Annotated in this window: 22 protein-coding genes; 6 read left to right on the top strand and 16 right to left on the bottom strand. The window is 62.5% G+C overall.

Translation table 11 applies throughout. The annotated features are described in order from the left end of the window. Window positions 1–35 precede the first annotated feature (35 nt). Entirely contained in the window at window positions 36–1448 is a 1413-nt protein-coding gene (locus tag NKH37_RS25105) for an FAD-binding oxidoreductase (protein WP_353003373.1), read from the bottom strand. A 119-nt stretch (window positions 1449–1567) separates the two neighbouring features. On the opposite strand from NKH37_RS25105, the gene NKH37_RS25100 reads away from it, so the two are divergent. Together NKH37_RS25100 and NKH37_RS25095 are read left to right on the top strand one after the other, a co-directional pair. Continuing rightward, window positions 1568–2053 carry a thioesterase family protein gene (locus tag NKH37_RS25100; protein WP_352495168.1) on the top strand — a complete coding sequence of 162 codons (486 nt, stop codon included), beginning with the start codon at window positions 1568–1570 and terminating at the stop codon, window positions 2051–2053. A 147-nt stretch (window positions 2054–2200) separates the two neighbouring features. Beyond that, window positions 2201–2398 carry a hypothetical protein gene (locus NKH37_RS25095; protein WP_023676715.1) on the top strand — a complete coding sequence of 66 codons (198 nt, stop codon included), beginning with the start codon at window positions 2201–2203 and terminating at the stop codon, window positions 2396–2398. 226 nt (window positions 2399–2624) lie between these two features. On the opposite strand, the gene NKH37_RS25090 is transcribed toward NKH37_RS25095, so the two are convergent. The 7 genes from NKH37_RS25090 to ettA all read right to left on the bottom strand — a co-directional run bounded on the left by NKH37_RS25090 (window position 2625) and on the right by ettA (window position 8084). After that, window positions 2625–3242 carry an MOSC domain-containing protein gene (locus NKH37_RS25090; RefSeq protein WP_352495167.1) on the bottom strand — a complete coding sequence of 206 codons (618 nt, stop codon included), beginning with the start codon at window positions 3240–3242 and terminating at the stop codon, window positions 2625–2627. A gap of 141 nt (window positions 3243–3383) precedes the next feature. Beyond that, entirely contained in the window at window positions 3384–4505 is a 1122-nt protein-coding gene (locus tag NKH37_RS25085) for a beta-ketoacyl-ACP synthase III (RefSeq protein WP_352639723.1), read from the bottom strand. A 121-nt stretch (window positions 4506–4626) separates the two neighbouring features. Beyond that, window positions 4627–4968 (bottom strand): hypothetical protein, encoded by a 342-nt coding sequence (locus tag NKH37_RS25080; RefSeq protein ID WP_352482968.1) that lies wholly within the window; start codon window positions 4966–4968, stop codon window positions 4627–4629. Between the two features lie 108 nt (window positions 4969–5076). Continuing rightward, window positions 5077–5874, bottom strand: coding sequence for a trans-aconitate 2-methyltransferase (gene tam, locus NKH37_RS25075; protein ID WP_352482967.1), 798 nt, complete (start codon window positions 5872–5874; stop codon window positions 5077–5079). 22 nt (window positions 5875–5896) lie between these two features. Further along, a complete protein-coding gene (locus NKH37_RS25070; protein ID WP_352482966.1) occupies window positions 5897–6028 on the bottom strand; it encodes a type II toxin-antitoxin system RelE family toxin in 132 nt (43 codons plus the stop codon). 98 nt (window positions 6029–6126) lie between these two features. Further along, window positions 6127–6375, bottom strand: a complete 249-nt coding sequence (locus tag NKH37_RS25065; RefSeq protein WP_352482964.1) for a DUF6290 family protein — start codon at window positions 6373–6375, stop codon at window positions 6127–6129. 59 nt (window positions 6376–6434) lie between these two features. Further along, entirely contained in the window at window positions 6435–8084 is a 1650-nt protein-coding gene (gene ettA / locus NKH37_RS25060; protein ID WP_023720834.1) for an energy-dependent translational throttle protein EttA, read from the bottom strand. 242 nt (window positions 8085–8326) lie between these two features. On the opposite strand from ettA, the gene NKH37_RS25055 reads away from it, so the two are divergent. Beyond that, window positions 8327–9622, top strand: a complete 1296-nt coding sequence (locus NKH37_RS25055) for a GGDEF domain-containing protein (RefSeq protein ID WP_353003375.1) — start codon at window positions 8327–8329, stop codon at window positions 9620–9622. 28 nt (window positions 9623–9650) lie between these two features. Here the strand turns inward: NKH37_RS25055 and NKH37_RS25050 are convergent, their stop codons facing one another. The 4 genes from NKH37_RS25050 to NKH37_RS25035 all read right to left on the bottom strand — a co-directional run bounded on the left by NKH37_RS25050 (window position 9651) and on the right by NKH37_RS25035 (window position 12703). Then, the gene (locus NKH37_RS25050; protein WP_352482961.1) at window positions 9651–10265 is read right to left on the bottom strand and encodes a hypothetical protein; all 615 of its coding nucleotides are present in this window, start codon (window positions 10263–10265) and stop codon (window positions 9651–9653) included. Window positions 10266–10339: 74 nt separating this feature from the next. Further along, window positions 10340–11353, bottom strand: coding sequence for a ribonuclease T2 family protein (locus NKH37_RS25045; protein WP_352482960.1), 1014 nt, complete (start codon window positions 11351–11353; stop codon window positions 10340–10342). A gap of 118 nt (window positions 11354–11471) precedes the next feature. Further along, window positions 11472–11921: a MarR family winged helix-turn-helix transcriptional regulator gene (locus NKH37_RS25040; RefSeq protein WP_352482959.1), complete on the bottom strand. Its 450-nt coding sequence runs from the start codon at window positions 11919–11921 to the stop codon at window positions 11472–11474. Further along, entirely contained in the window at window positions 11918–12703 is a 786-nt protein-coding gene (locus NKH37_RS25035; RefSeq protein WP_023720840.1) for an alpha/beta fold hydrolase, read from the bottom strand. The genes NKH37_RS25040 and NKH37_RS25035 overlap by 4 nt, the downstream gene beginning before the upstream one ends. 265 nt (window positions 12704–12968) lie before the next feature. On the opposite strand from NKH37_RS25035, the gene NKH37_RS25030 reads away from it, so the two are divergent. From NKH37_RS25030 to NKH37_RS25020, 3 genes are all read left to right on the top strand, one after another. Then, the gene (locus NKH37_RS25030) at window positions 12969–13904 is read left to right on the top strand and encodes an alpha/beta fold hydrolase (protein ID WP_352482958.1); all 936 of its coding nucleotides are present in this window, start codon (window positions 12969–12971) and stop codon (window positions 13902–13904) included. A 164-nt stretch (window positions 13905–14068) separates the two neighbouring features. Then, complete coding sequence (locus tag NKH37_RS25025; protein WP_353003380.1) at window positions 14069–15244, top strand: CaiB/BaiF CoA transferase family protein; 1176 nt, start codon at window positions 14069–14071, stop codon at window positions 15242–15244. Next, window positions 15241–16890 (top strand): thiamine pyrophosphate-binding protein, encoded by a 1650-nt coding sequence (locus NKH37_RS25020; protein WP_023720843.1) that lies wholly within the window; start codon window positions 15241–15243, stop codon window positions 16888–16890. Before NKH37_RS25025 ends, NKH37_RS25020 begins: the two co-directional genes overlap by 4 nt. Window positions 16891–16930: 40 nt before the next feature. Here the strand turns inward: NKH37_RS25020 and NKH37_RS25015 are convergent, their stop codons facing one another. From NKH37_RS25015 to NKH37_RS25000, 4 genes are all read right to left on the bottom strand, one after another. Then, window positions 16931–17374, bottom strand: coding sequence for a CHRD domain-containing protein (locus tag NKH37_RS25015; protein ID WP_352495157.1), 444 nt, complete (start codon window positions 17372–17374; stop codon window positions 16931–16933). A gap of 152 nt (window positions 17375–17526) precedes the next feature. Continuing rightward, complete coding sequence (locus tag NKH37_RS25010; protein ID WP_353003382.1) at window positions 17527–18498, bottom strand: ABC transporter substrate-binding protein; 972 nt, start codon at window positions 18496–18498, stop codon at window positions 17527–17529. 40 nt (window positions 18499–18538) lie between these two features. Continuing rightward, window positions 18539–19675, bottom strand: coding sequence for an ABC transporter permease (locus NKH37_RS25005; protein ID WP_353003384.1), 1137 nt, complete (start codon window positions 19673–19675; stop codon window positions 18539–18541). Beyond that, a complete protein-coding gene (locus NKH37_RS25000; protein WP_352482952.1) occupies window positions 19672–20550 on the bottom strand; it encodes an ABC transporter permease in 879 nt (292 codons plus the stop codon). The genes NKH37_RS25005 and NKH37_RS25000 overlap by 4 nt, the downstream gene beginning before the upstream one ends. Window positions 20551–20692: the final 142 nt, after the last annotated feature.

The following is a 20692-nucleotide window of genomic DNA, read 5'->3' as shown; positions in this document are numbered from 1 at the left end:
GCGGTCAAGCCAGGGACCATCTGGATCTTCTTCCACTATTCGGCCGGCAATATCTTGCCCGGGTTCATGATATTCAGCGGGTCGAGCGCCTGCTTGATCGTGCGCATGATGTCGACGCCATGACCGAGCTCATGCCGCAGGAAGCCGATCTTGCCCTGCCCTATGCCATGCTCACCAGTGCAGGTGCCGTCCATGGCGATGGCGCGCATATTGAGCCGCGCCACGAATTTTTCCGCCAATGCGATCTCCTTCGGGTCGTCCACGTCCATCAGCACCAATACATGGAAATTGCCGTCGCCGGCATGGCCGACGATCGGTGCGATCAGGCCCATCTCGGCGATATCCGCCTCGGTCTCGGTGACACATTCGGCAAAGCGCGAGATCGGCACGCAGACATCGGTCGACAGGCCCTTGGCGCCCGGCCGCAGCGTCAGCGATGACCAGTAGGCATCGTGCCTGGCTTTCCACAATTTTGTCCGCTCTTCGGCGATGCTGGTCCACAGGAACGGGCCGCCGCCATTTTCCTCGGCGATCATGCCGAAAGTCTCGGCCTGTTCGGCAACGCCGGCATCGCTGCCATGGAACTCGACGAACAGGCACGGGCTCTCCGGATAGTCGAGCTTCGAATAGGTCTTCATCGCTCGCATCTGCAGCGCATTGACCAATTCGATGCGTGCCACCGGAATGCCTATCTGGATGGTCGCGATCACCGCATTGCACGCCGCCTCGAGGCTGGGGAACGGGCAGACGCCGCCCGAAATCGCCTGCGGAATGCCCTGCAGCTTCAACGTCAGCTGGGTGATGATGCCGAGCGTGCCTTCCGAGCCGATCAGCAGCCGCGTCAGATCGTAGCCGGCCGAGCTTTTCTTGGCGCGCTTTCCGGTCGTCACCGCTTCGCCGTCGGCCATCACCGCCGTCAGTGACAGGACGTTGTCACGCATCGTCCCGTAGCGCACGGCGTTGGTGCCAGACGCCCGTGTCGCCGCCATGCCGCCGAGCGAAGCGTTGGCGCCCGGGTCGATCGGAAAGAACAGGCCGGTGTCGCGCAGGTGCCGGTTGAGGTCCTCGCGCGTCACGCCGGGCTCGACGATGCAATCGAGGTCCTGCGGATTGACCGCGATGATGCGGTTCATGCGTGACGTATCGAGCGAGATGCCGCCGCCCGGCGCATTGGTATGGCCTTCCAGCGAAGAGCCGACGCCAAAGGCGATCACCGGCACGCGATGTGCAGCGCACGCACGCACGATCTCCTGCACCTCCTCCGTCGTCTCGGCAAAGGCGACACCGTCCGGCGCCTGCGTCGGGATATAGGTCGTGGTGTGCGCGTGCTGGGCGCGGATCGCCTGGCCGGTCTGGAAGCGCTCGCCGAGCCGCTGCTTGAGGATGCCGAGCACGGCGGCAATGCCTTCCTCGTTGCGTTCGACCGGGTTGAGGTCGCTTAGAGCCATCGATTCCTCCGCGAATGGACCAGCGTCCACCCTTGTTCTGCATCTAGGGATGCGTAGTCTCACCGACCACGCTCTGTCCAGTCCACGCTCATCCCGGCATGACGAGAAGGAAGTTTCCGATGCCCATCCCCGCCCCTTTCGTCTCTCGCGCCATGGACATCGAGAAGGCCTGGATCGACTACAACGGCCATCTGAACATGGCCTATTACAACGTGCTGTTCGACCGTTGCTCCGACGAAGCCTTCGAGATGATGGGAATGGGGATGGACTATGTGAGGGAACGGCGGCTGACCATCTACACCGCGGAAGTCCATGTCTGCTACGTCCAGGAGCTGCATCTCGACCACAAGGTCACGGTCTCGTTCCAGCTCCTCGACCATGACGACAAGCGGCTGAGGGCCTATCAGGAAATCCGCCATGTCGACGGCTGGCTTGCCGCCACGTCCGAAACGCTGTCGCTGCATGTCGACATGGCTGGCCCGAAGGTGGCGCCCTTCCCCGCCGACGTCCTTGCCAGGGTGGAAGCGATGCGCGCCGCCCATGCCGCCCTGCCGATGCCGGAGCGCGCCGGCCGCTCGATCGGTATTCGTCGTAAGCCGGCTTGAACCGCAACCCAACCGCCGTTAACCTTACCGAGGTTTTAACGTGAACAAGCCGAATTGAGACGTTGAACGACTCAGCGCGGCGTTGGAAAACCATCCGCATCGAGTTGCGATACGGGCGGCGGAGCAGCAGCGGTTCGGGGAACGTGCATGAAAACCGACATCAAGGTCGAGGCGGACAGGCTGGCGGCTGACCCACGCATCACCGACTATGATTTCTGGCGCTCGCTGAAGAACCTCAACAACGAGATCTTCCACATCGCCAACAACAACGAGCCGATCCCTTTCGCCATGATCCGCTGGCGCGCCATCCTTAAGCAGGCGCGGATGAAACGCGGCCACGCCTGAAACTGTTATGATAACACCGAGCTTGCGGCACAAGAATACAGCGTTGCTTACGACAACGAATGGTCGCCAGGCAGCAAGCCACCGAATTCCGGCATCTATCGTTGCAAGAATTGCGGTGAAGAAATTGCGGCGAAGAAAGAAAACGGCCAAACAAGGCGATGGATTGGAAGCTGTTTCAGCAGCCAACTACAAACAGACAATCCCTGATCCTCTAAGATTTTAGTCTTCAGGCCCGGTAAATCCACTGTTCTGGCACGCGCACCGAAATCTCCTCGCCGGCCGTGATCGTGCCGGGCTTCTCGACCCAGGCGACGAGGCCGCGCAAACGCTTCGCCGCTTTCGCGAACAGCAGCGCGCCGGCCTCGTGATCGGCCATCCCGGCATTTTCGGCGACCGATCGCCCGGCGATGCGGCAAGGCCCGTTCTGCGCGTCGATCTTGACAGTCGCGCCGCCTTTGAAGAACAGCAGCGCGCCGGACGGCAGCATCGAGAGGTGCGGCAGGCCTTCGATCAGGAGATTGGCGCCGATCCATTCCGGCTTGATCTCGGCGATGCCCATCCGTTCGGCAACGATTGCCAGTTCGTCCGCCGCGACGATCGACAATTGCCGTTCGTTGCGCATTTCGGTGCCGCGCGGATACCAGGGTTCCCGTCCGCCGGAGCGCCGCGTCGTGCCGGCGTGGAAATCGCCTTCAATGCCGTCGAAGCCAAGCTGCAACTTATCCACCGCCCGTGTCTCGAAATGATCGAATGGTGCGAGATAGAGCGAGGCCACCCTGGCGGTGAGCTTTCGCGCCGGGACGATCTCGACCGGAGTTTCGGCTTCGGGAAAAAGATCCAGCATGGGTTCGTTCCTCGCGTGATACGCGCAATTAGCCGCGGTCAGCTCATCGGGTCCAGTCGAAAGCGCTGATGCTCCGATCAAGCGGACTGATGCGACTCTGCTCGGCGCGTTCCGATGCTGGTTCCGTTCGCGCCGAAATGGTCAAAGCATGCGCAATAGCGCGCCGCCGATCGAGTAGCCGGCGCCGAAGGCGCAGAGCAGGCCGTAGTCGCCGGCCTTCATGTCGGCATGGTTCTCCGACAGGGCGATGATGGCACCGGCGGCGGCAGTATTACCGAGGCGCTCCAGCACCATCGGCGCGCGGTCATGGTCGACGTCATGGCCGAACGACAATTTCAGGATCATGGCATTCATCCGCGCATTCGCCTGATGCAGCCAGAAGCGCCGGATCGCTTGCGGTGTCAGCCCGTGTTCGGCCAGGAATTCGACGATGAACTTGTGGCCGGCGACGGTGACTTCCTTGAACACCTTGTTGCCGATCTGCTTGATCAGATTGCCTTCCAGATCGATCATGTACGGATCGTCCTGGGTGGCGCGGGTATAGTAACCGAGATTGGTGCGGATGCTGTTCGACATCTGCGTCCAGGCACGCGTGTCGAGCACCTCGAAACGCCCCGACCGCTTCTCGCCCTGGGCGAGCCCTTCGACGATCATCGACACGGACGCGTCGCCGAAGATGAAATGCGTCTGCCGGTCGCGAAAATTGAGGTGGCCCGTGATGATCTCCGGCGTCGTCACCAGTACGCGTTTATGCGCCCCTGCCCGCACCAGATTGACCGCAATGTGCAATGCGACCGCCGCCGAAGAGCAGCCAAGCCCCATGTCGAAGCCGGCGCCTCTCGTGCCCAGCGCCTGCTGCATTTCGATGGCGATAGCCGGATAGGGCCGCTGATGGTGCGAGGCCGAGCAGATCACCAGGTCGATATCCCCAGGCTTCAGCCCGGCATGATCGAGCGCCTTGCTGGCCGAGGCGATGCCGAACTCGGCCTCCAGCGACAGCGCATCGTCGGGCCGCGCCGGGAAGCGCGGCGCCATGCGGGTCGGGTCGAGGATGCCTTCCCGTTCGATGACATGGCGGGTCTGGACGCCCGAGGCGTGGACGATGAAGGCACTGTCCGATTTCTGCAGCAGCGGCTCGCCCGAGACCTCGCGCCGGACGTTCTCCATGTCCACCCAAGTGTTGAAGCTGGCGACGAGCTCCTCATTGGTGATCGACGCTTCGGGGATTTCAACGCCGATGCCGCTGATGATGACGCGATGCATTTCCAGTTCGTCCCGTGCGCAGGCGTTGCGGCTTCATGTCGACGCCGCAAAAGCTCGGCGCAACCTCTTTTTGCACCTAGCCAGTTTATGCCGGCTTAAATCAAGTCCCTGGAACGGGTCTTTACCAGGCGCAGAGCTTGGTATTGGTCTGCGGGTTGTTCCAGCAGGCACCGTCATCATTGCTGCGCACGAATTGTCCGGGCAGCGGCACGTTGCGCTGGCCGAGATTGACATAGCCGTAGGCAAAACCCGGGTCGTCGATCTCCAGGACGTAAGTCGGATAGCCCGGCGCCGAGATGCGAAAGCTGCCGGCATCATCCAGCGCCCGATAGCTGCAGGAGAAATACCCGTCATCGCTGGTGAAGCAGCGCGCTCGCTTGGCCTGCGCCGATATCGAAAGGCAAGCACAGCGGCCGCACAAATGCTGCCGCCGAAAATGAGCGTTTTCAGTGTCATCATCCACCCCCCATGGCCCATGAGGGCCGCCATCCCTGCCCCAGCGAGATGCGCATGACGGCGAAAGCCGGTCAAGCATCCGCTGCTGGCTGTTTTTGGGTGTAGCTAAGAGTTTCTAAGCAGAACGCCGCGCCACGATGAAGACACGGGGAAAGCGCAGCAACACCTTGCCGCTTGCCGTTTTCGGATAGGCTTCGGCGATCCTGGCCGTGTAGCGCTTCAGGAAAAGCTGCCGCTCGCCTTCGTCGAGCGGATCGAGGAACGGCTTCAGCCCCGTCGACTTCACCCATTCGACGATCGCCTCGGCATCGGCCAGCGGATGGTTGTAGATCGTGTGCCAGATATCGAGCCGATCCGAGAATGGCGACAAAAGGTCGTAATAGAACGCGACAGGCGGCAGCGGCGCGCGGGCCGCACGCTCGAACTTTTCAGTGAACGGCATCTCGGCCGCGGTCTCCCGCATCAGCCGGTGCGAAGGCTCGCCCATATTGTCCGGCATCTGCACGGCAAGCGCGCCGCCGGGCGCCAAAAATCCTATCAGCCGCTGGAACACAGCCGGATGCTCCGGTAGCCACTGAAACACTGCATTGGCGAAGATCACGTCGACCGGTTCGGCCGGCTGCCACGTCGCCGCGTCCGCCAAGGCAAAGGTGACGCCGGGCAGGCGCGCCTTCGCCTTCTCGATCATGTCGGGCGAGGTATCGAAGCCGCTGATCTGTGCCTGCGGCCAGCGCTCGACCAGCAATTCGGTCGAATTGCCCGGCCCACAGCCAATGTCCACCACCCGGCGCGGTTCCGGCACTGGCACCTGCGCTAGGAGGTCGCGCGCCGGCCGCGTGCGCTCATCCTCGAATTTCAGGTAGAGTGCGGCGGACCAGTCGGGTTTTGCCTTTACCGCTATGCTGTTATTCATCGATAGATCTCGCGACGGTTGCCTATCTCCCGATCAGCACGACGAGCCGGCTGTCCTGAAACTGGGCAATGATTCTGTAGTCGCCGACGCGAAACCGCCAAGCTTCCTTGGTCCCAGTCAGCCGTTTGGCGAGTGCTCTTGGATTGGGGTGCACAGAAACTCTTTGATACAGGAATTCTAGGACACGGCGCTAGTCCTTCGGTGAAAGCCCTTCAATGTCTTTTTCGGCTCGCGTAAACTCGACCTGCCAACTCATTCAGCGGCAGGTTTCTTGTGCCGCTCCTCGACTTCGCGAAGTTCAAGCTTCCGGATCACCTCTTCCAACGGAATGCGTACGCCGTCGTCATCCCTCAGGCGTTCCTCCGCAATCCTGGCATCCTGCCAATCCTCAATGGTTTCGAGGATCGTTTCAACTGCGACCTGATCGATCGTACGGCCGCTGGCCTTGGCAATATCGGCCAGCAGCTTCTCGGCTTTTTGCGGCAATTTGACCGTGATCATGGGCAACTCCATCCGATCAATTTAGGCCAAACGACGATCGCCCGCAACGGATCGAGACCCTACCTCGTCAGCCGCTTATACGTCATGCGGTGCGGATTGACGGCATCGGGCCCGAGTCTACGGATCTTGTCCTGCTCGTAATCCTCGAAATTGCCTTCGAACCATTCGACATGGCTGTCGCCCTCGAAGGCGAGGATGTGCGTCGCCAGACGATCGAGGAACATGCGATCGTGCGAGATGATGACGGCGCAGCCGGCGAAGCTCTCGAGCGCGTCTTCAAGTGCGGCCAGCGTTTCGGTATCGAGATCGTTGGTCGGCTCGTCGAGCAGCAGCACATTGCCGCCGGTCTTCAGCATCTTTGCCAGATGCACGCGGTTGCGCTGTCCGCCGGACAGGTTGCCGACCTTCTGCTGCTGATCGCCGCCGCGGAAATTGAACGACGCGCAATAGGCGCGGGTGTTGGCTTCGAACTTGCCGAGCTTGACCACTTCGGCGCCGCCCGAGATCTCTTCCCAGACGGTCTTGGTCGGGTCGAGTGCGTCGCGGCTCTGGTCGACATAACCGAGCTTGACCGTCTCGCCGACGCGGATGGTGCCGGCATCGGGCTTTTCCTGGCCGGTGATCATGCGGAACAGCGTCGTCTTGCCGGCGCCGTTCGGGCCAATGACGCCGACGATGCCGCCGGGCGGCAGCTTGAATTCGAGATCGTCGATCAAAAGCGTGTCGCCAAAGCCCTTCGACAGGTCCTCGACCTCGATCACCACATTGCCGAGCCGCTCGCCATGCGGAATGACGATCTGCGTATCGCTCGGACGCCGCTTGTCGGCCGCATCCAGCAGATCCTGGAACGCCTGGATACGGGCCTTCGACTTGGTCTGCCGGGCTTTCGGGCTGGACTGGATCCACTCGCGCTCGCGGCCGATCGCCCGCTGGCGCGCATCGTCCTCGCGGCCTTCCTGCTTGAGCCGCTTGGCCTTGGCTTCGAGATATTTGGTGTAGTTGCCTTCGTACGGGATACCGCGGCCGCGATCGAGCTCGAGGATCCAGCCGGTGACATTGTCGAGGAAGTAGCGGTCGTGGGTGATGATCATCACCGCGCCCGGATAGGCGCGCAGATGCTTTTCCAGCCACGCCGTCGTCTCGGCGTCGAGATGGTTGGTCGGCTCGTCGAGCAGCAGAAGGTCGGGCTGGCGCAGCAAGAGCTGGCAGAGCGCGACGCGACGGCGTTCGCCGCCCGACAGCTTGGTGACATCGGCCTCCTTGGGCGGGCAGCCGAGTGCCTCCATCGCCATCTCGACCTGCTGCTCGAGATCCCACAGATTGAGCCGGTCCATCTCGTCTTGCAGCTTGGCCGACTCGTCCGCCGTCTCGTCGGAATAGTTCATCATCAATTCGTTGTAGCGCTCGATGATCGCGGTCTTGGCGGCAACGCCTTCCATGACGTTTTCGAACACATTCTTGTTCGGATCGAGCGCCGGCTCCTGCGCCAGGTAACCGACGGTCGCGCCTTCGGCCAGCCAGGCCTCGCCGCTCCACTCCTTGTCGATGCCGGCCATGATCTTGAGAATCGTCGACTTGCCGGCGCCGTTGGGGCCGAGGATGCCGATCTTGGCGTCCGGGTAGAAGGACAGATGAATGTTCTCGAGCACCTTCTTGGTGCCGTAGGCCTTGTTGAGGCCGGCCATGTGATAGATGAACTGGCGTGCCACGCGCGCTTTCCCTGAAAGGTCGACTGATGTCGGATTGAATGGAAGTTGGGGGCTATGTAAGCGATGCGGCCCCGAACGGCAAACAGTTTTGGTCCCAGGCGGAATTGGTCGCACCGCGAACGCTTAGCCGCTTCATTTCGTGCCGGCGCCCGGGCGAAAGCTCCGGTTAACCATTCCGCGTCAAAACAGTGTTTGGATGGGAAATCGCTGGCAGCCGCGATTTCGGGGAGAGAGATCGGGCCGTGCTGAACAGTTTCCTGCTTTTTGCCGAAGCGGTTCTCTATTTCGGCATCATGGTCACGCTTTTCCGGTTCAGAGGCCGCATCGGCCTCGGCGTCTTTGTCTGCGCCCTTGGCGTTATGCATTTCCTGGAAACCTACCTCGCCAGCGTCTTCTACGTCGCGCTGCCGTTCGGCATGGTGTCGCCGGGTTCGGCTGTGCTGTTTTCCGGCAAGCTGGTCATGCTTCTCCTGCTCTACATCAAGGAGGACGCGGCAACCGTCCGCCAGCCCATCTACGGCCTGCTGCTCGGCAATGCCCTGATGATCGGGCTCGTGCTGATCCTGCGCCTGCACGACATCGCACCGCTGCCCGACGGCAAGCTTCCGGACATCGGCTTCATCGACGAGATGGGCTGGCTGATGGTGTGGGGCACGACGCTGCTGTTCGTCGACGCCATCCTGATCATCCTGCTCTATGAAAAGCTCGGCAAATATCTGCGCAAAGCGCTTTTCACGCGCATCCTGGTCTCCGTCGCGTGCGTGCTCACCTTCGACCAGGCAGGCTTTTTCACGGCGCTGCATTTCGTCACCGGGGCGCCGGTCGCGGTGTTCTTCGGCGGCTGGTTCGCCAAGGTGGCAGCGGCCTTGGTCTACAGCACCATGCTGGTCGCCTACATCAGATGGTTCGAGGCGCGGCAGGTGCCGGCGCCGCGCGGGCTTTCCGACATTTTCGACACGCTGACCTATCGCGAGCGCTATGAGGCGCTGATCGAGCACGTCGGTCGCGACGGCCTCACCGGCCTACTGCACAGGGGTCGCTTCGACAGCGATGGCGAGGCCTCCGTGGCAACCAGCCTACGGACCGCCAAGCCGCTCAGCCTGCTGATCATCGATGTCGACCACTTCAAATCGATCAATGACCGCTTCGGCCACGCCGAGGGCGACAAGGTGCTGAAAGCCCTGGCGATTTTGCTTGGCGAACTTGTCGGGACCGAAGATCAATTGTTCAGGATCGGCGGTGAGGAATTCGCCATCCTCTGCTGGCGTCCACAGCCGCTCGCCAGACTGCTGGGCGAAACCGTCAGGCAAGCGGTCAAGACGTCTGCGAGCACCAGCCGGTTCGACATCACCGTCAGCGCCGGCATCTCGACGGTCAGCGAGACGACGCGTTGCCTTGCCGATCTCTTTGCGCTGGCCGACCAGCGTCTCTACAAGGCCAAATCGACCGGACGCGATCGCGTTGTCGGCGAACCGGGTGGCAACGAAGCAGACGGGCGCAACACATGGAACAGGCCGGAGCGCAGCGCCGGCGCGTAACTCTCACTCTGGTCTCGGATTGGCGCAATCAGGATTGTTTGCGCCGCTGCCATGCGCCGATCGCAACCGAAACCGCCATCAACCCGATCGCCAGCCATTTCATTGCCGCGATGACCGGGCCGGCATCGATGTCGTAGGCGATGAACAGAAGAATGCCCGGCACCAGCAGGCCGCAAAGCACGAGCGTGATCCGGTTGATCTGCCATGACACTTTTGCCGCAAGCATCTGGTCGCCGGGCACGGCGACAAGCGCGGCCCGCATTGCCTTCGGCGCGACCAGCGCGGTCGAGAGACGCAGCGAAATCGGCAAGCCGATGCCGATGATCAGCAAGGCGCATGCCGCCAGGAGCAGCGAAAACTTGAGCGCACTGGTTTCGGGTGGTACCGGGAACAGCAGCGTCGCCAGCGGCAGGAAGACACAGAAGATCCCGAGCGCGGCGATTGCGATGAAGATCGCCGCGTTGACCAGCGTGAACAATTGGTAGGTGCCGCCGCCGATCGGTTTGGCCAGCGTGGTCATGCGCGCCCACTCCACTTCGGTGTAGGAAAAGCCCGGCCATTCCATATGGCCGTCTCGGATCGCCGTCATGCCCCTGGCCCAGAACGCCAGCCGCGCCAGCGCCCCGTTCGTCATGCCACTCATCGCCACCCCCTACGAATGTGTGCCTTCAAGACCATACCACCCCCGGCGCAAGGCGACAGTCGCGTTCGGCCTGTCTACTGGAACCCGACGGCGTCGACGGTACCCTTCGGACAACCCACCTTGGCTGTCGGTGCCGAGGCAAGCAGCAGCGCACCGAGCGAAGAGTTCGAAGCGATCGGGCCGGCCAGGCCGAGCGTCAGCTCGTCGATCAGCCGCCTGCCGCTCGAGGGATCGACCACGCAGGATACGCGGACCCGGTCGCCCGCGCCTTTGCCGAAGGCGCTGTCGAAGGTGCTGCGGATCTGATCGGATGTCAGCTGCTTGCCGACGTTCCTGGTGAAGAGATCGCGCACCGGCGACGCGTTCACCGCTTGCATCAGGTTCAAAGCGTCGGAGAAATACTCCTGCTGGCTCTTGCCGTAGCAGGTGCCGTGCTTGATCCATTCATGCCTTTCGAGGGCGGATGCGGTGCCCGGCATCACCTGGTCGAGTTCCGATCGCGTATTCGGGTCCAGCGTGACCGGCGGCAAATCCCGCCAATGTGCCGGATCGTCGTTCGCCTTGTCGCTTGCCGCGACCTGGCAATAGAAATTTCCATTCGGTTGCGGCCACAACCCATGCAAGGTGAAGTGGGTCGCATCGAAACCGGCGGCGGTCTGCGCCCGGCATTCGGTCTTGCTGGATTTGGTCTCACAGAAAGCCGGCTGCCAGCTCAGCGCGAAGACATATTCCGGCTTTCCGGACGCCGATGGCTTGTTCGGCTCGGCAGGCGCCGGTGCAGCCGGTATCGTCGACGCGCTGCCGCCCGAAACGTGACCGCAGCTGATCTTAACCCAGCGGCGCTCCGGATCGGCGCCCGGAACGCGGATGAGATAGTGCGTGGGCGCGTCCTTGTTGCCGGCCAGCAGATCGTAACTCTGGCCAGCCGCGGTCGAGACGTTGCGGGGATTCTTGCCGCTCTTGATCGCCTGCGTTGCCGGACAGGCGGCATCGGCGACGAAAGAGCCGGTCATCTTCACATCGGCCCGCGCCGCGCTTGCGCCAGCAAACGCAAGAAACACCGCCCCCCATATCGCCCAAATCCGCATTCCGGCACTCCTCGTATTCACGCCGCAAGCTAGAACTTGCGACATGTCAGAATTACGATTTCTTTCGTCGGCCGTAAAAACAATCGCCAGCGCATTGAGACGGTTCCCGTGTGGTCGATCAGGATCCGCCCGCCTCCACGCGTTCTGTCAAGGTGCGCAGCAGATCAAGCGAGGCTTTTAGCGCGTCGGCGTCCATACCCTCCGAAACGCGGTTCGCCCAAACATGCTGGCGTGTGCCGATATTCTTGACCGCTGCCCGGCCGGCATCGGTTATCGACAACAGCTTGGCGCGGCGATGCGCTGGGTTGTCGGCATAGGCGGCAAGCCCCTCCGCAGCCAGTATGTCGGCCAGCCGCTGTACGCTCTGACGGGCGAGACCCATGTCGCGGGCGACGTCGGCCACGGATTTCGGCTCCTTCAAAACCGCACCCAAAACCTGCCAGCGCGCTGCCGTCAGCCCGGTTGGAGCGGCCAGCCGGTCGGCCGCATCCAGAAAACTGCCGTTCATCCTGAACACGGCAAGCACGAGTTCCGTGAACACATTTGCCGCTTCGGTCCTGGTCGTCATTTCTGGCCGGCCTCGATGGTCGCGACGAAATTATTAACGGCTTCGGCTACGACCTCGGGCTTGTCAAGCATCACCCAATGGCCGCTGCCCGCCACGATCTGGCGCGGAATGTCCGTGCGCAGCCGGTAGAGCGCGGCTGGAGTGTCACTGGCCTCGGTAGCCAATACGAACATAGGCCCGCGATACGCATTGAGTGCCGGCTCCGGGTTCCATTCGGCCAGTGCCTTGCCGACACCTGCCCTCGCCGCCGGATCGACCACTGCCACATCGGCCAGAACACGCTGGCGAACAGCCGCGTTAGGGCCGGCAATCGACGTGTAATAGGCGTTCAGGACATCGCGGCCTTGCGGACCGGCCAGATCGCGGACAAAGCCGTCGCGAATCGCCTGCGGCAGCGCACGAGGATTGGTCGCCGGGTCGACGAGCAAGACACCTGCGACCCGGTCGGCATGGCTGGCGGCATAAGCGAGCGCCACACCACCGCCGCCGCTGTGCGCGACAATGAGAAACCGCTTCAGGCCAAACGCGTCGGCCACGGCACCGACATCCATTGCACGGCCGTCATAGCCATAGTCACCGTCCTGCGCCGGCGCGGAGGCGCCATGGCCGCGAAAATCGAAGGCTACCGCCTCGCGGCCTTCGACGGAGAGCTGCATCACCCGGTCCCAGTGGGAAGCGCGGCTGCAATCTCCATGCAGGAACAGGATCGGCAGGCCATTGCCGGCGTTGATCCTATAAGTGGCAAGCTGGCCTTGCGGGCCTGGAACGGTGGACGTCATCATGGGTCATCTCCCTGGTTTCCTGACTGAACGCAGCAATCCCTGGCAACAGGGTGGCCGTCGTGAAGGCGAAGCCCGCCAGCAAGATTGCACGCCGCGAAATGGCCCCGGTGGTTTTCATAGTCATACCCCCAATCTGCTGGCCAATTGACAGTATGCTGTCATGTAATCATATTGACAGCATACTGTCAACTAGCGTCGAATGGGTACCCTACGTCTCTTGACGTCGATCGCTGCGTCGCCCAACAGTCGCCGACGGGAGCGAGACATGCCATTTGACAAGCAGAGGATGCTGGCATCGCCGACCGGCGCCGAGCTCAACCTTTATGTGAAACACGCCACAGGCCAGCCGCGCGCCATTGTCCAGATCAATCACGGGTTGGCCGAGCACGCGGCGCGCTATGCCCGCTTCGCCGATTTCCTCGGCGCGCGCGGCTACCAGGTCTACGCGCACGACCACCGTGGCCACGGCGTCACCAAGGCGCCCGACGCGCCACCTGGCAGGTTCGCCGATGCGGATGGAGGTGCCAAGGTCATCGCCGATGTCGCTGCCGTCCATGATCTGATCGCCAGGGAACAGCCCGGCCTGCCGGTCATCGCCTTCGGTCACTCCTTGGGCGCGTCGGTCGCTCTGAACTTTGTCCTCCGCAACTCGGCGCGCATCCATGCCGCCGCGATCTGGAACGGCAATTTCTCTGCCGGACTGCTCGGCCAAATCGCGCTGGGCATGCTTGCCTGGGAAAAGTTCCGGCTTGGCTCAGACGTGCCGTCGCGCATGCTGCCCCGGCTGACGTTCCGGGCTTGGGGCAAGGCAGTGCCCGATCGCCGGACGCCCTTCGACTGGCTGTCGCGCGATGCCGCCGAAGTCGAGAAATACATCGCCGACCCGCTCTGCGGCTGGGACGCATCGGTGTCGATGTGGCAGGACATCGTCAAGATGACGCTGCATTGCGGCCGCGACCGCAATTTTTCCGGCGTGCGGCGCGACCTGTTCGTCAATCTGGTCGGAGGCGGGCAGGATCCGGCCTCGGACGGCGGCAAGGCGGTCAGCCATCTCGCCGGCCGGATGCACATGCTGGGCTTTTCGAATCTCGTTTCAAAGGTTTACGCCGAAACCCGCCACGAGAGCCTGAACGAGGTCAATCGAGACATCATCATGGAGGATTTTGCCGCTTGGGCCGATCGCGTGCTGAGGGCGCCTTGATACTTGGCCCATTGCAAGGGCCGTGACAGCGGCACCCGGGATTGATAGTGGGATGTCGCCCAAAGCATGCCCTTGGGCTCGACCCGAGGGTGCGCAGCGGTTTTGGGATAACGACATGCACAAAAAACATCTAAGCCTGCGCTTTCGGCCAACCACGGTGATCCATGACTGAGCCTCCGCTCAAAGGCATCCGCGTCATCGAACTCGCACGCATCCTCGCCGGGCCATGGGCCGGGCAGCTGCTTGCTGACCTCGGCGCCGACGTGATCAAGGTCGAGAGCCCGGACAGCGGCGACGACACCCGCAAATGGGGACCGCCCTTCGTCATCGGCCATGATGGCGAGAACCTTTCGGCCGCTTATTACCATTCCTGCAACCGCGGCAAGCGCTCCATCGCCATCGACTTCTCGACGCCCGAGGGCGCCGAGACGGTGCGCCGGCTGGTCGCGACCTCGGAAGTGCTGATCGAAAACTTCAAGGTCGGCGGACTTAAGAAATACGGCCTCGACTATAACAGCCTGAGGGAAATCAACCCACGGCTGATCTATTGCTCGATCACCGGTTTTGGCCAGTCGGGACCGTATGCGCCGCGCGCCGGTTATGATTTCATCATCCAGGGCATGGCCGGCATGATGTCGATCACCGGCGAAGCCGGCCGCGAACCGCAGAAGGCGGGCGTGGCTATTTCAGATGTCTTCACCGGGCTTTATTCGGTCGTTGCCATCCAGGCGGCACTTCGCCACGCCGAGAAGACCGGCGAAGGCCAGCATATCGACATGGCGCTCTACGACACCCAGATCTCAACGCTCGGCAACCAGAACCTCAACTATCTCGTCTCCGGACAATCGCCGGTGCAGATGGGCAATGCGCATATGAACATCGCGCCCTACGAGGTGGTGCCGGTGAAAGATGGCCACATCATCCTGGCGGTCGGCAATGACGGCCAATTCGCAAAGTTTTGCGCTGCCGTCGGCCTCGATGAGCTGGCTTCGAACCCTGACTTCGCCACCAATCCCGCCCGCGTCGCCAACCGGGCAAAGCTGCGCGAGCACATGGTCGAGGCGCTGAAGGTCTTCGATCGCGACCCGCTGCTGGCCAGGCTGGAGACAGCCGGCGTGCCGGCCAGCCCGATCAACAATATCGGCCAGATGTTTGCCGACCCGCAGACCATCGCGCGCGGCATGCGGCTCGACCTCGATGACGGCCATGGCAATCTCTTGCCCTCGGTGCGCGCGCCGATGGTCATGTCCGGCACGCCGCTGGTCTATGAACGGCCGTCGCCGCGTCTCGGCGAACACACCGAAGAAATCCTTGCCGAACTGGAGAGGTCAGGAAAATGAAGACCGGCGGACAACTCATCGTCGATGCGCTCGAAGCCAACGGAACGGACCGTATCTATTGCGTGCCCGGCGAATCCTATCTGGCGGTGCTCGACGCGCTGCATGATTCGCCAATCCGCACCATCGTCTGCCGCCAGGAGGGCGGTGCCGCAATGATGGCCGACTGCCATGGCCGCCTGACCGGCAGGCCCGGCATCTGCTTCGTCACCCGCGGCCCAGGCGCCACCAATGCCTCGGCCGGCATCCACATCGCCATGCAGGATTCGGTCCCCCTCATCCTGTTCATCGGCCAGGTCGCCAGCCACGCCAAGGGGCGCGAGGCCTTCCAGGAGGTCGACTATGTCAGGTTCTTCGGCGATATCGCCAAATGGGTGGTCGAGATCGACGACGCCGCGCGCATCCCCGAATTCGTCACACGGGCATTTGCAGTGGCGACGTCCGGCCGCCCGGGCCCGGTCGTCATCTCGCTGCCCGAGGACATGCTGACCAGCCTTGCCGAGGCACCGGAAGCCCGGCATTACACCCCTGTCGAGACGCGGCCTGGCGAAGCCGAGCTCGACGCGCTGGACGAGCTGCTCAACAAGGCAAAGCGGCCGTTCGTCATCCTTGGCGGTACGCGCTGGGATGCGCAGGCCGTTGCACGGATGCGGACGATAGCCGAAGCCTGGTCGCTGCCGGTCGGCTGCTCCTTCCGCCGCCAGATGCTGTTCGACCATCTCCACGCGAACTATGCCGGCGATGTCGGCATCGGCATCAATCCCAAAGTGGCAACCGCCATCAAGCAGGCCGACCTTGTGCTGCTGATCGGCGGCCGCATGGGCGAGATGCCGTCATCCGACTACACGCTGCTGAAGAGCCCCTACCCCGACCAGACGCTGGTCCATATCCATGCCGACGCCGGCGAGCTCGGCCGCGTCTACCGGCCGGCGCTGGCGATCAATACCTCGCCTGCCGCTTTCGTCGAAGCCTTTGCCAAACGCAAGCCGGCCGCAACGCCGGTGTGGGCGGCGGAGGCAGCGAAGCTGCACACCGCCTATCTCGACTGGTCGACGCCTCCGGAGAGCGGCCCCGGCGCCGTGCAGATGGGGCCGATCATGAATTATCTCGAAACGATGCTGCCGGACGACGCCATCCTCACCAATGGCGCCGGCAACTACGCCACCTGGGTGCATCGCTACCATCGCTTCCGGCGTTTCGGCACGCAGGCAGCACCCACATCCGGCTCGATGGGTTACGGCACGCCGGCGGCCGTCGCCGCCAAACAGCTTTTCCCCGACCGCGACGTGATCGCCTTTGCCGGTGACGGCTGTTTCCTGATGAACGGGCAGGAATTCGCCACCGCCGTGCAATACGGGCTGCCGATCATCGTCATAGTCGTCAACAACGGCATTTACGGCACCATCCGCATGCATCAGGAGCGCGAATATCCGGGCCGTGTCGTCGCCACCGATCTGAAAAACCCCGACTTTGCTGCTTTGGCCCGTGCCTATGGCGGCCATGGCGAGACGGTGGAAAAGACCGCCGACTTCGCGGCGGCCTTCGAGCGCGCCCGTGCTAGCGGCAAGCCGTCGATCGTCGAGATCAGGCTCGACCCCGAAGCCATCACGCCGACCCGCACGATGACCCAGATTCGCGACAAGGCCTGACAAACAGGGTGGTTGCCCTGTTTTTGTCGTCTTGATGTGCCTATTTGACCTTTTCGATCTGGCCGCGGATCTCGCCGTCGGCGTGGGCCGCGGTGTGGATGTTGACGTAATATTTGCCCGCCTCAAGATCGGTGGCCTGGGCATCGGTCAATGTCGCCGAACCCTTGATCGGGCTCTTCAGCTTGCCTTCGAACGGCACCACTGGATCGGCGTTTTGACCCTCTGCCGCCGGGCCGTGAATGTGTGCGGCCTTCGCCGGCCCGCTGAGGCCGGAATATCTCACCGTCCAGCTGAGTTTCTTGGTGGCGGTGTTGAATCTGAGCGTGGCGGTGCCCTTGCCCTTCGTGGTGACGGGCGGGTTCTGCTGAGCACCATCGAGCGTCGCCGTCATCTTTATAGTTTCGGCCAGGGCCGGTGAAGCAGAGAAGATGGCTGCAGAAATGGCCAGCGCCGAAAGCATCGGCGTGAAGGACTGGATGCGCATGGAAACCTCCGTTGTGACACCCTTGAGGCGGATGCACCGGCACAACGATTTTGCGAGCGGATGTTTCCACCGGTAACGTTCATTTTACATCCCACTAAAAAGGGGCGGTCGCCCGCCCCTTTCGGTTTCCAACGGAGCCGGTTTGACAGCCCCTATTTGATGGCCTTGTCGGTGATCGCGGTCGTGTAGGCGCCGGTAGGCTCCTTGCTGATGATCTTCTGGTCGAGCAGCGCCTTCGCGGTGCGCTCGTACGTCGCCGGATCGAGCTTGCCATCGGCATTGTCGATCAGCTTGGCGACTTCGCCCATCATCCGCTTCTGGTGGTTCTCGTCCTGGCCGCCATTGTCCATGACGATGCCGGCCGCCTCGTCGGAATTGTCGACAGCGTATTTCCAACCCTTCATCGAAGCGCGCACAAAACGCACCATCTTGTCCTCGAAGGCCGGATCCTTGAGCTTGTCCTCCAACGCATAGAGCCCGTCTTCGAGCAGATCGTTGCCCATGGCGGAATAGTTGAAGACGGTCAGCTCTTCCGGCTTGTAGCCGGCGTCGATGAGCTGCCAGTATTCGTTATAGGTCATCACCGAGATACAATCCGCCTGCTTCTGGATCAGCGGCTGCACGTCAAAGCTCTGCTTGAGCACAGTGACGCCGTCCGGCCCGCCATCGGTCTTGAGGCCAAGCTTGTTCATCCAGGCATAGAAAGGATACTCATTGCCGAAGAACCAGACGCCGAGCGTATGGCCCTTGAAGTCGGCTTCCGTCTTGATCGGGCCGTCCTTCGGGCAGACCAGCTCCATGCCGGCCTTCTTGAACGGCTGGGCGATGTTGACCAGCGGCACGCCCTTTTCGCGTGCAGCCAGCGCGCCGCCCATCCAGTCGACGATGACGTCGGCACCGCCGCCGGCAATGACCTGCTCGGGTGCGATGTCCGGGCCGCCGGGCTTGATGTCGACGTCGAGGCCTTCGGCGTCATAGAAGCCCTTGGCCTTGGCGACATAATAGCCGGCGAACTGTGCCTGGGTGACCCATTTCAGCTGCAGCGTCACCTTGTCCGCGGCCACCGCCTGGAACGCGGCAAGCGACATCGCGCCGGCCAGCATCGAAACAACAAGTCTTTTCATGTTTTTACCCTCTGAAGTTAGCGCCCTAAACCCACCGCCCCTATCCACCACGGACAGAGGGATGCCAAAACGTGATTGCTCTCTCGAAAAGAGCGACCACGCCATAAAAGACCGAACCCGCAAGTGCTGCAACTGCGATTTCGGCCCACACCATGTCGATGTTCATCCGCCCGACTTCCGTCGAAATGCGGAATCCCATGCCGACCACCGGCGTGCCGAAGAACTCGGCGACGATGGCGCCGATCAGAGCCAGCGTCGAATTGATCTTCAACGCATTGAAGATGAACGGTGCCGCCGCCGGCAGCCGCAGCTTGAACAGCGTCTGCCAGTAGCTCGAGGCATAGGTGCGCATCAGGTCGCGCTCCATATGGCCGGAGGCGGTAAGCCCGGCGACGGTGTTCACCAGCATCGGGAAGAAGGTCATGATTATGACCACGGCTGCCTTGGATTGCCAGTCGAAGCCGAACCACATGACCATGATCGGCGCGACGCCGATGATCGGCAGCGCCGACACCATATTGCCGATCGGCAAAAGCCCGCGCCGCAGGAACGGCACACGGTCGGCGGCGATGGCAACGAGGAAGCCGGCGCTGCTGCCCACGACATAGCCGAAGATCACCGCCTTGAAGATGGTCTGCCTGACATCGGCCCCCAGCACCGGCAGCGAGCCGACGATGCGTGCACCGATGGCGCTTGGCGGCGGCAACAGGATGAAGGGAATGCCGGCGCCACGCGTCACCGCCTCCCAGATGATCAGGATCCAAGCGCCGAAGATGGCTGGAATGATCAGGCGCAAGGCGGTTGACGCCCAGCGCGACGTCGGGCGAACCGACGACAAGACCGTTACGCAGCGCCAGGCCAAAAACCACGCCGCGACGAGCAGCAGATAGAAGGAGCCACGAGCGCTGCCCTCATTGCCGGTTATGCCGGCGAGCAACATCCACGCCGCGCCGTGCGCGCCAAGGAACAGCAACACCACCCCGATCATCGGTGGAAAGTTGTCGGCCTCGATTGCGATGAGCAGCAAAATGAAAATCAAAACCGTAGTCGCCATGCCGTAACCGGGCGTAGCACTGACGAGCGGCCAAAGAAGCAGCGCGCCGATAAGCAGGATAAGCGCGGCATATCCTTGCCAGGATCGGGGGGTGATTGAGGAAAGGCTCAGGAGCGAGCTCATGCCGGCCTCCCGCCCATGGCGCGGTCGACAAGGCGCCCAGCAATGCCGACCAGCATAACCAGCAGCGCCGCCACCACCGAGCCGGCGACCAGCGCCGACCAGATGTCGATCGTCTGGCTGTAGTAGGCGCCGGCGAGCAATTTGGCGCCGATGCCGGCGACGGCGCCGGTCGGCAGCTCGCCGACAATGGCGCCGACCAGGCTGGCGGCGACAGCCACCTTCATCGAGGTGAACAGGAACGGCACCGAGGCCGGCACCCGCAATTTCCAGAAGGTCTGCGAGGGACTGGCATTATAGGTATGCATCAGGTCGAGATGGGTGAGCTCGGGCGAGCGAAGCCCCTTCACCATGCCAACCGCCACCGGGAAGAACGACAGATAGGTCGAGATCAGCGCTTTCGGGATCAGCCCGGTGATGCCGACCGCCGCCAGCACGACAATGATCATCGGCGCCACCGCCAGGATCGGAATGGTCTGCGAGGCGATGATCCACGGCATCATGCTGCGGTCGAGCGTCGCCACATGCACGATGCCGACGGCGATGACGATGCCGAGCGCTGTGCCGAAGGCAAAGCCGAGCAGCGTCGACGACAGCGTCACCCAGGCATTGTAGACAAGGCTGCGGTTCGAGGTGATGCTGCGCAAAAAGGTGTTTTCGAAAAAATTCACCGCCACCTGGTGTGGCGCCGGTAGCGTCGGCTTCGGTTGTGCCAGCGTCTTGCCGATGAATTCCACAATGCCCGGTGTCAAATTGGCGCGGCGGTCGAGATCGCGCTGGAACGGCGCGTTGAGGACAACGGCCATGACGTACCAGACGACGACCACGCCCAGGAGGATCGAGGTCACGGGAACGATCTTGTCGCGAAACGAGTCCATCTAGCGATCCTCGGGCGCTTGGCGCCCTCCTCTCCCCAACGGGGAGAGGAGGACCCTCATCCCGCTCAATCATCATAGCTGTGCCCTGCCCTCAGCCCGTCGCGCACCCGTGCCGCGATGGCCAGGAACTCCGGCGTCTCGC

The organism is Mesorhizobium sp. M1217 (assembly GCF_040318275.1).
Taxonomy (GTDB): domain Bacteria; phylum Pseudomonadota; class Alphaproteobacteria; order Rhizobiales; family Rhizobiaceae; genus Mesorhizobium.
This window is presented reverse-complemented; position numbering and strand designations above follow the sequence as displayed.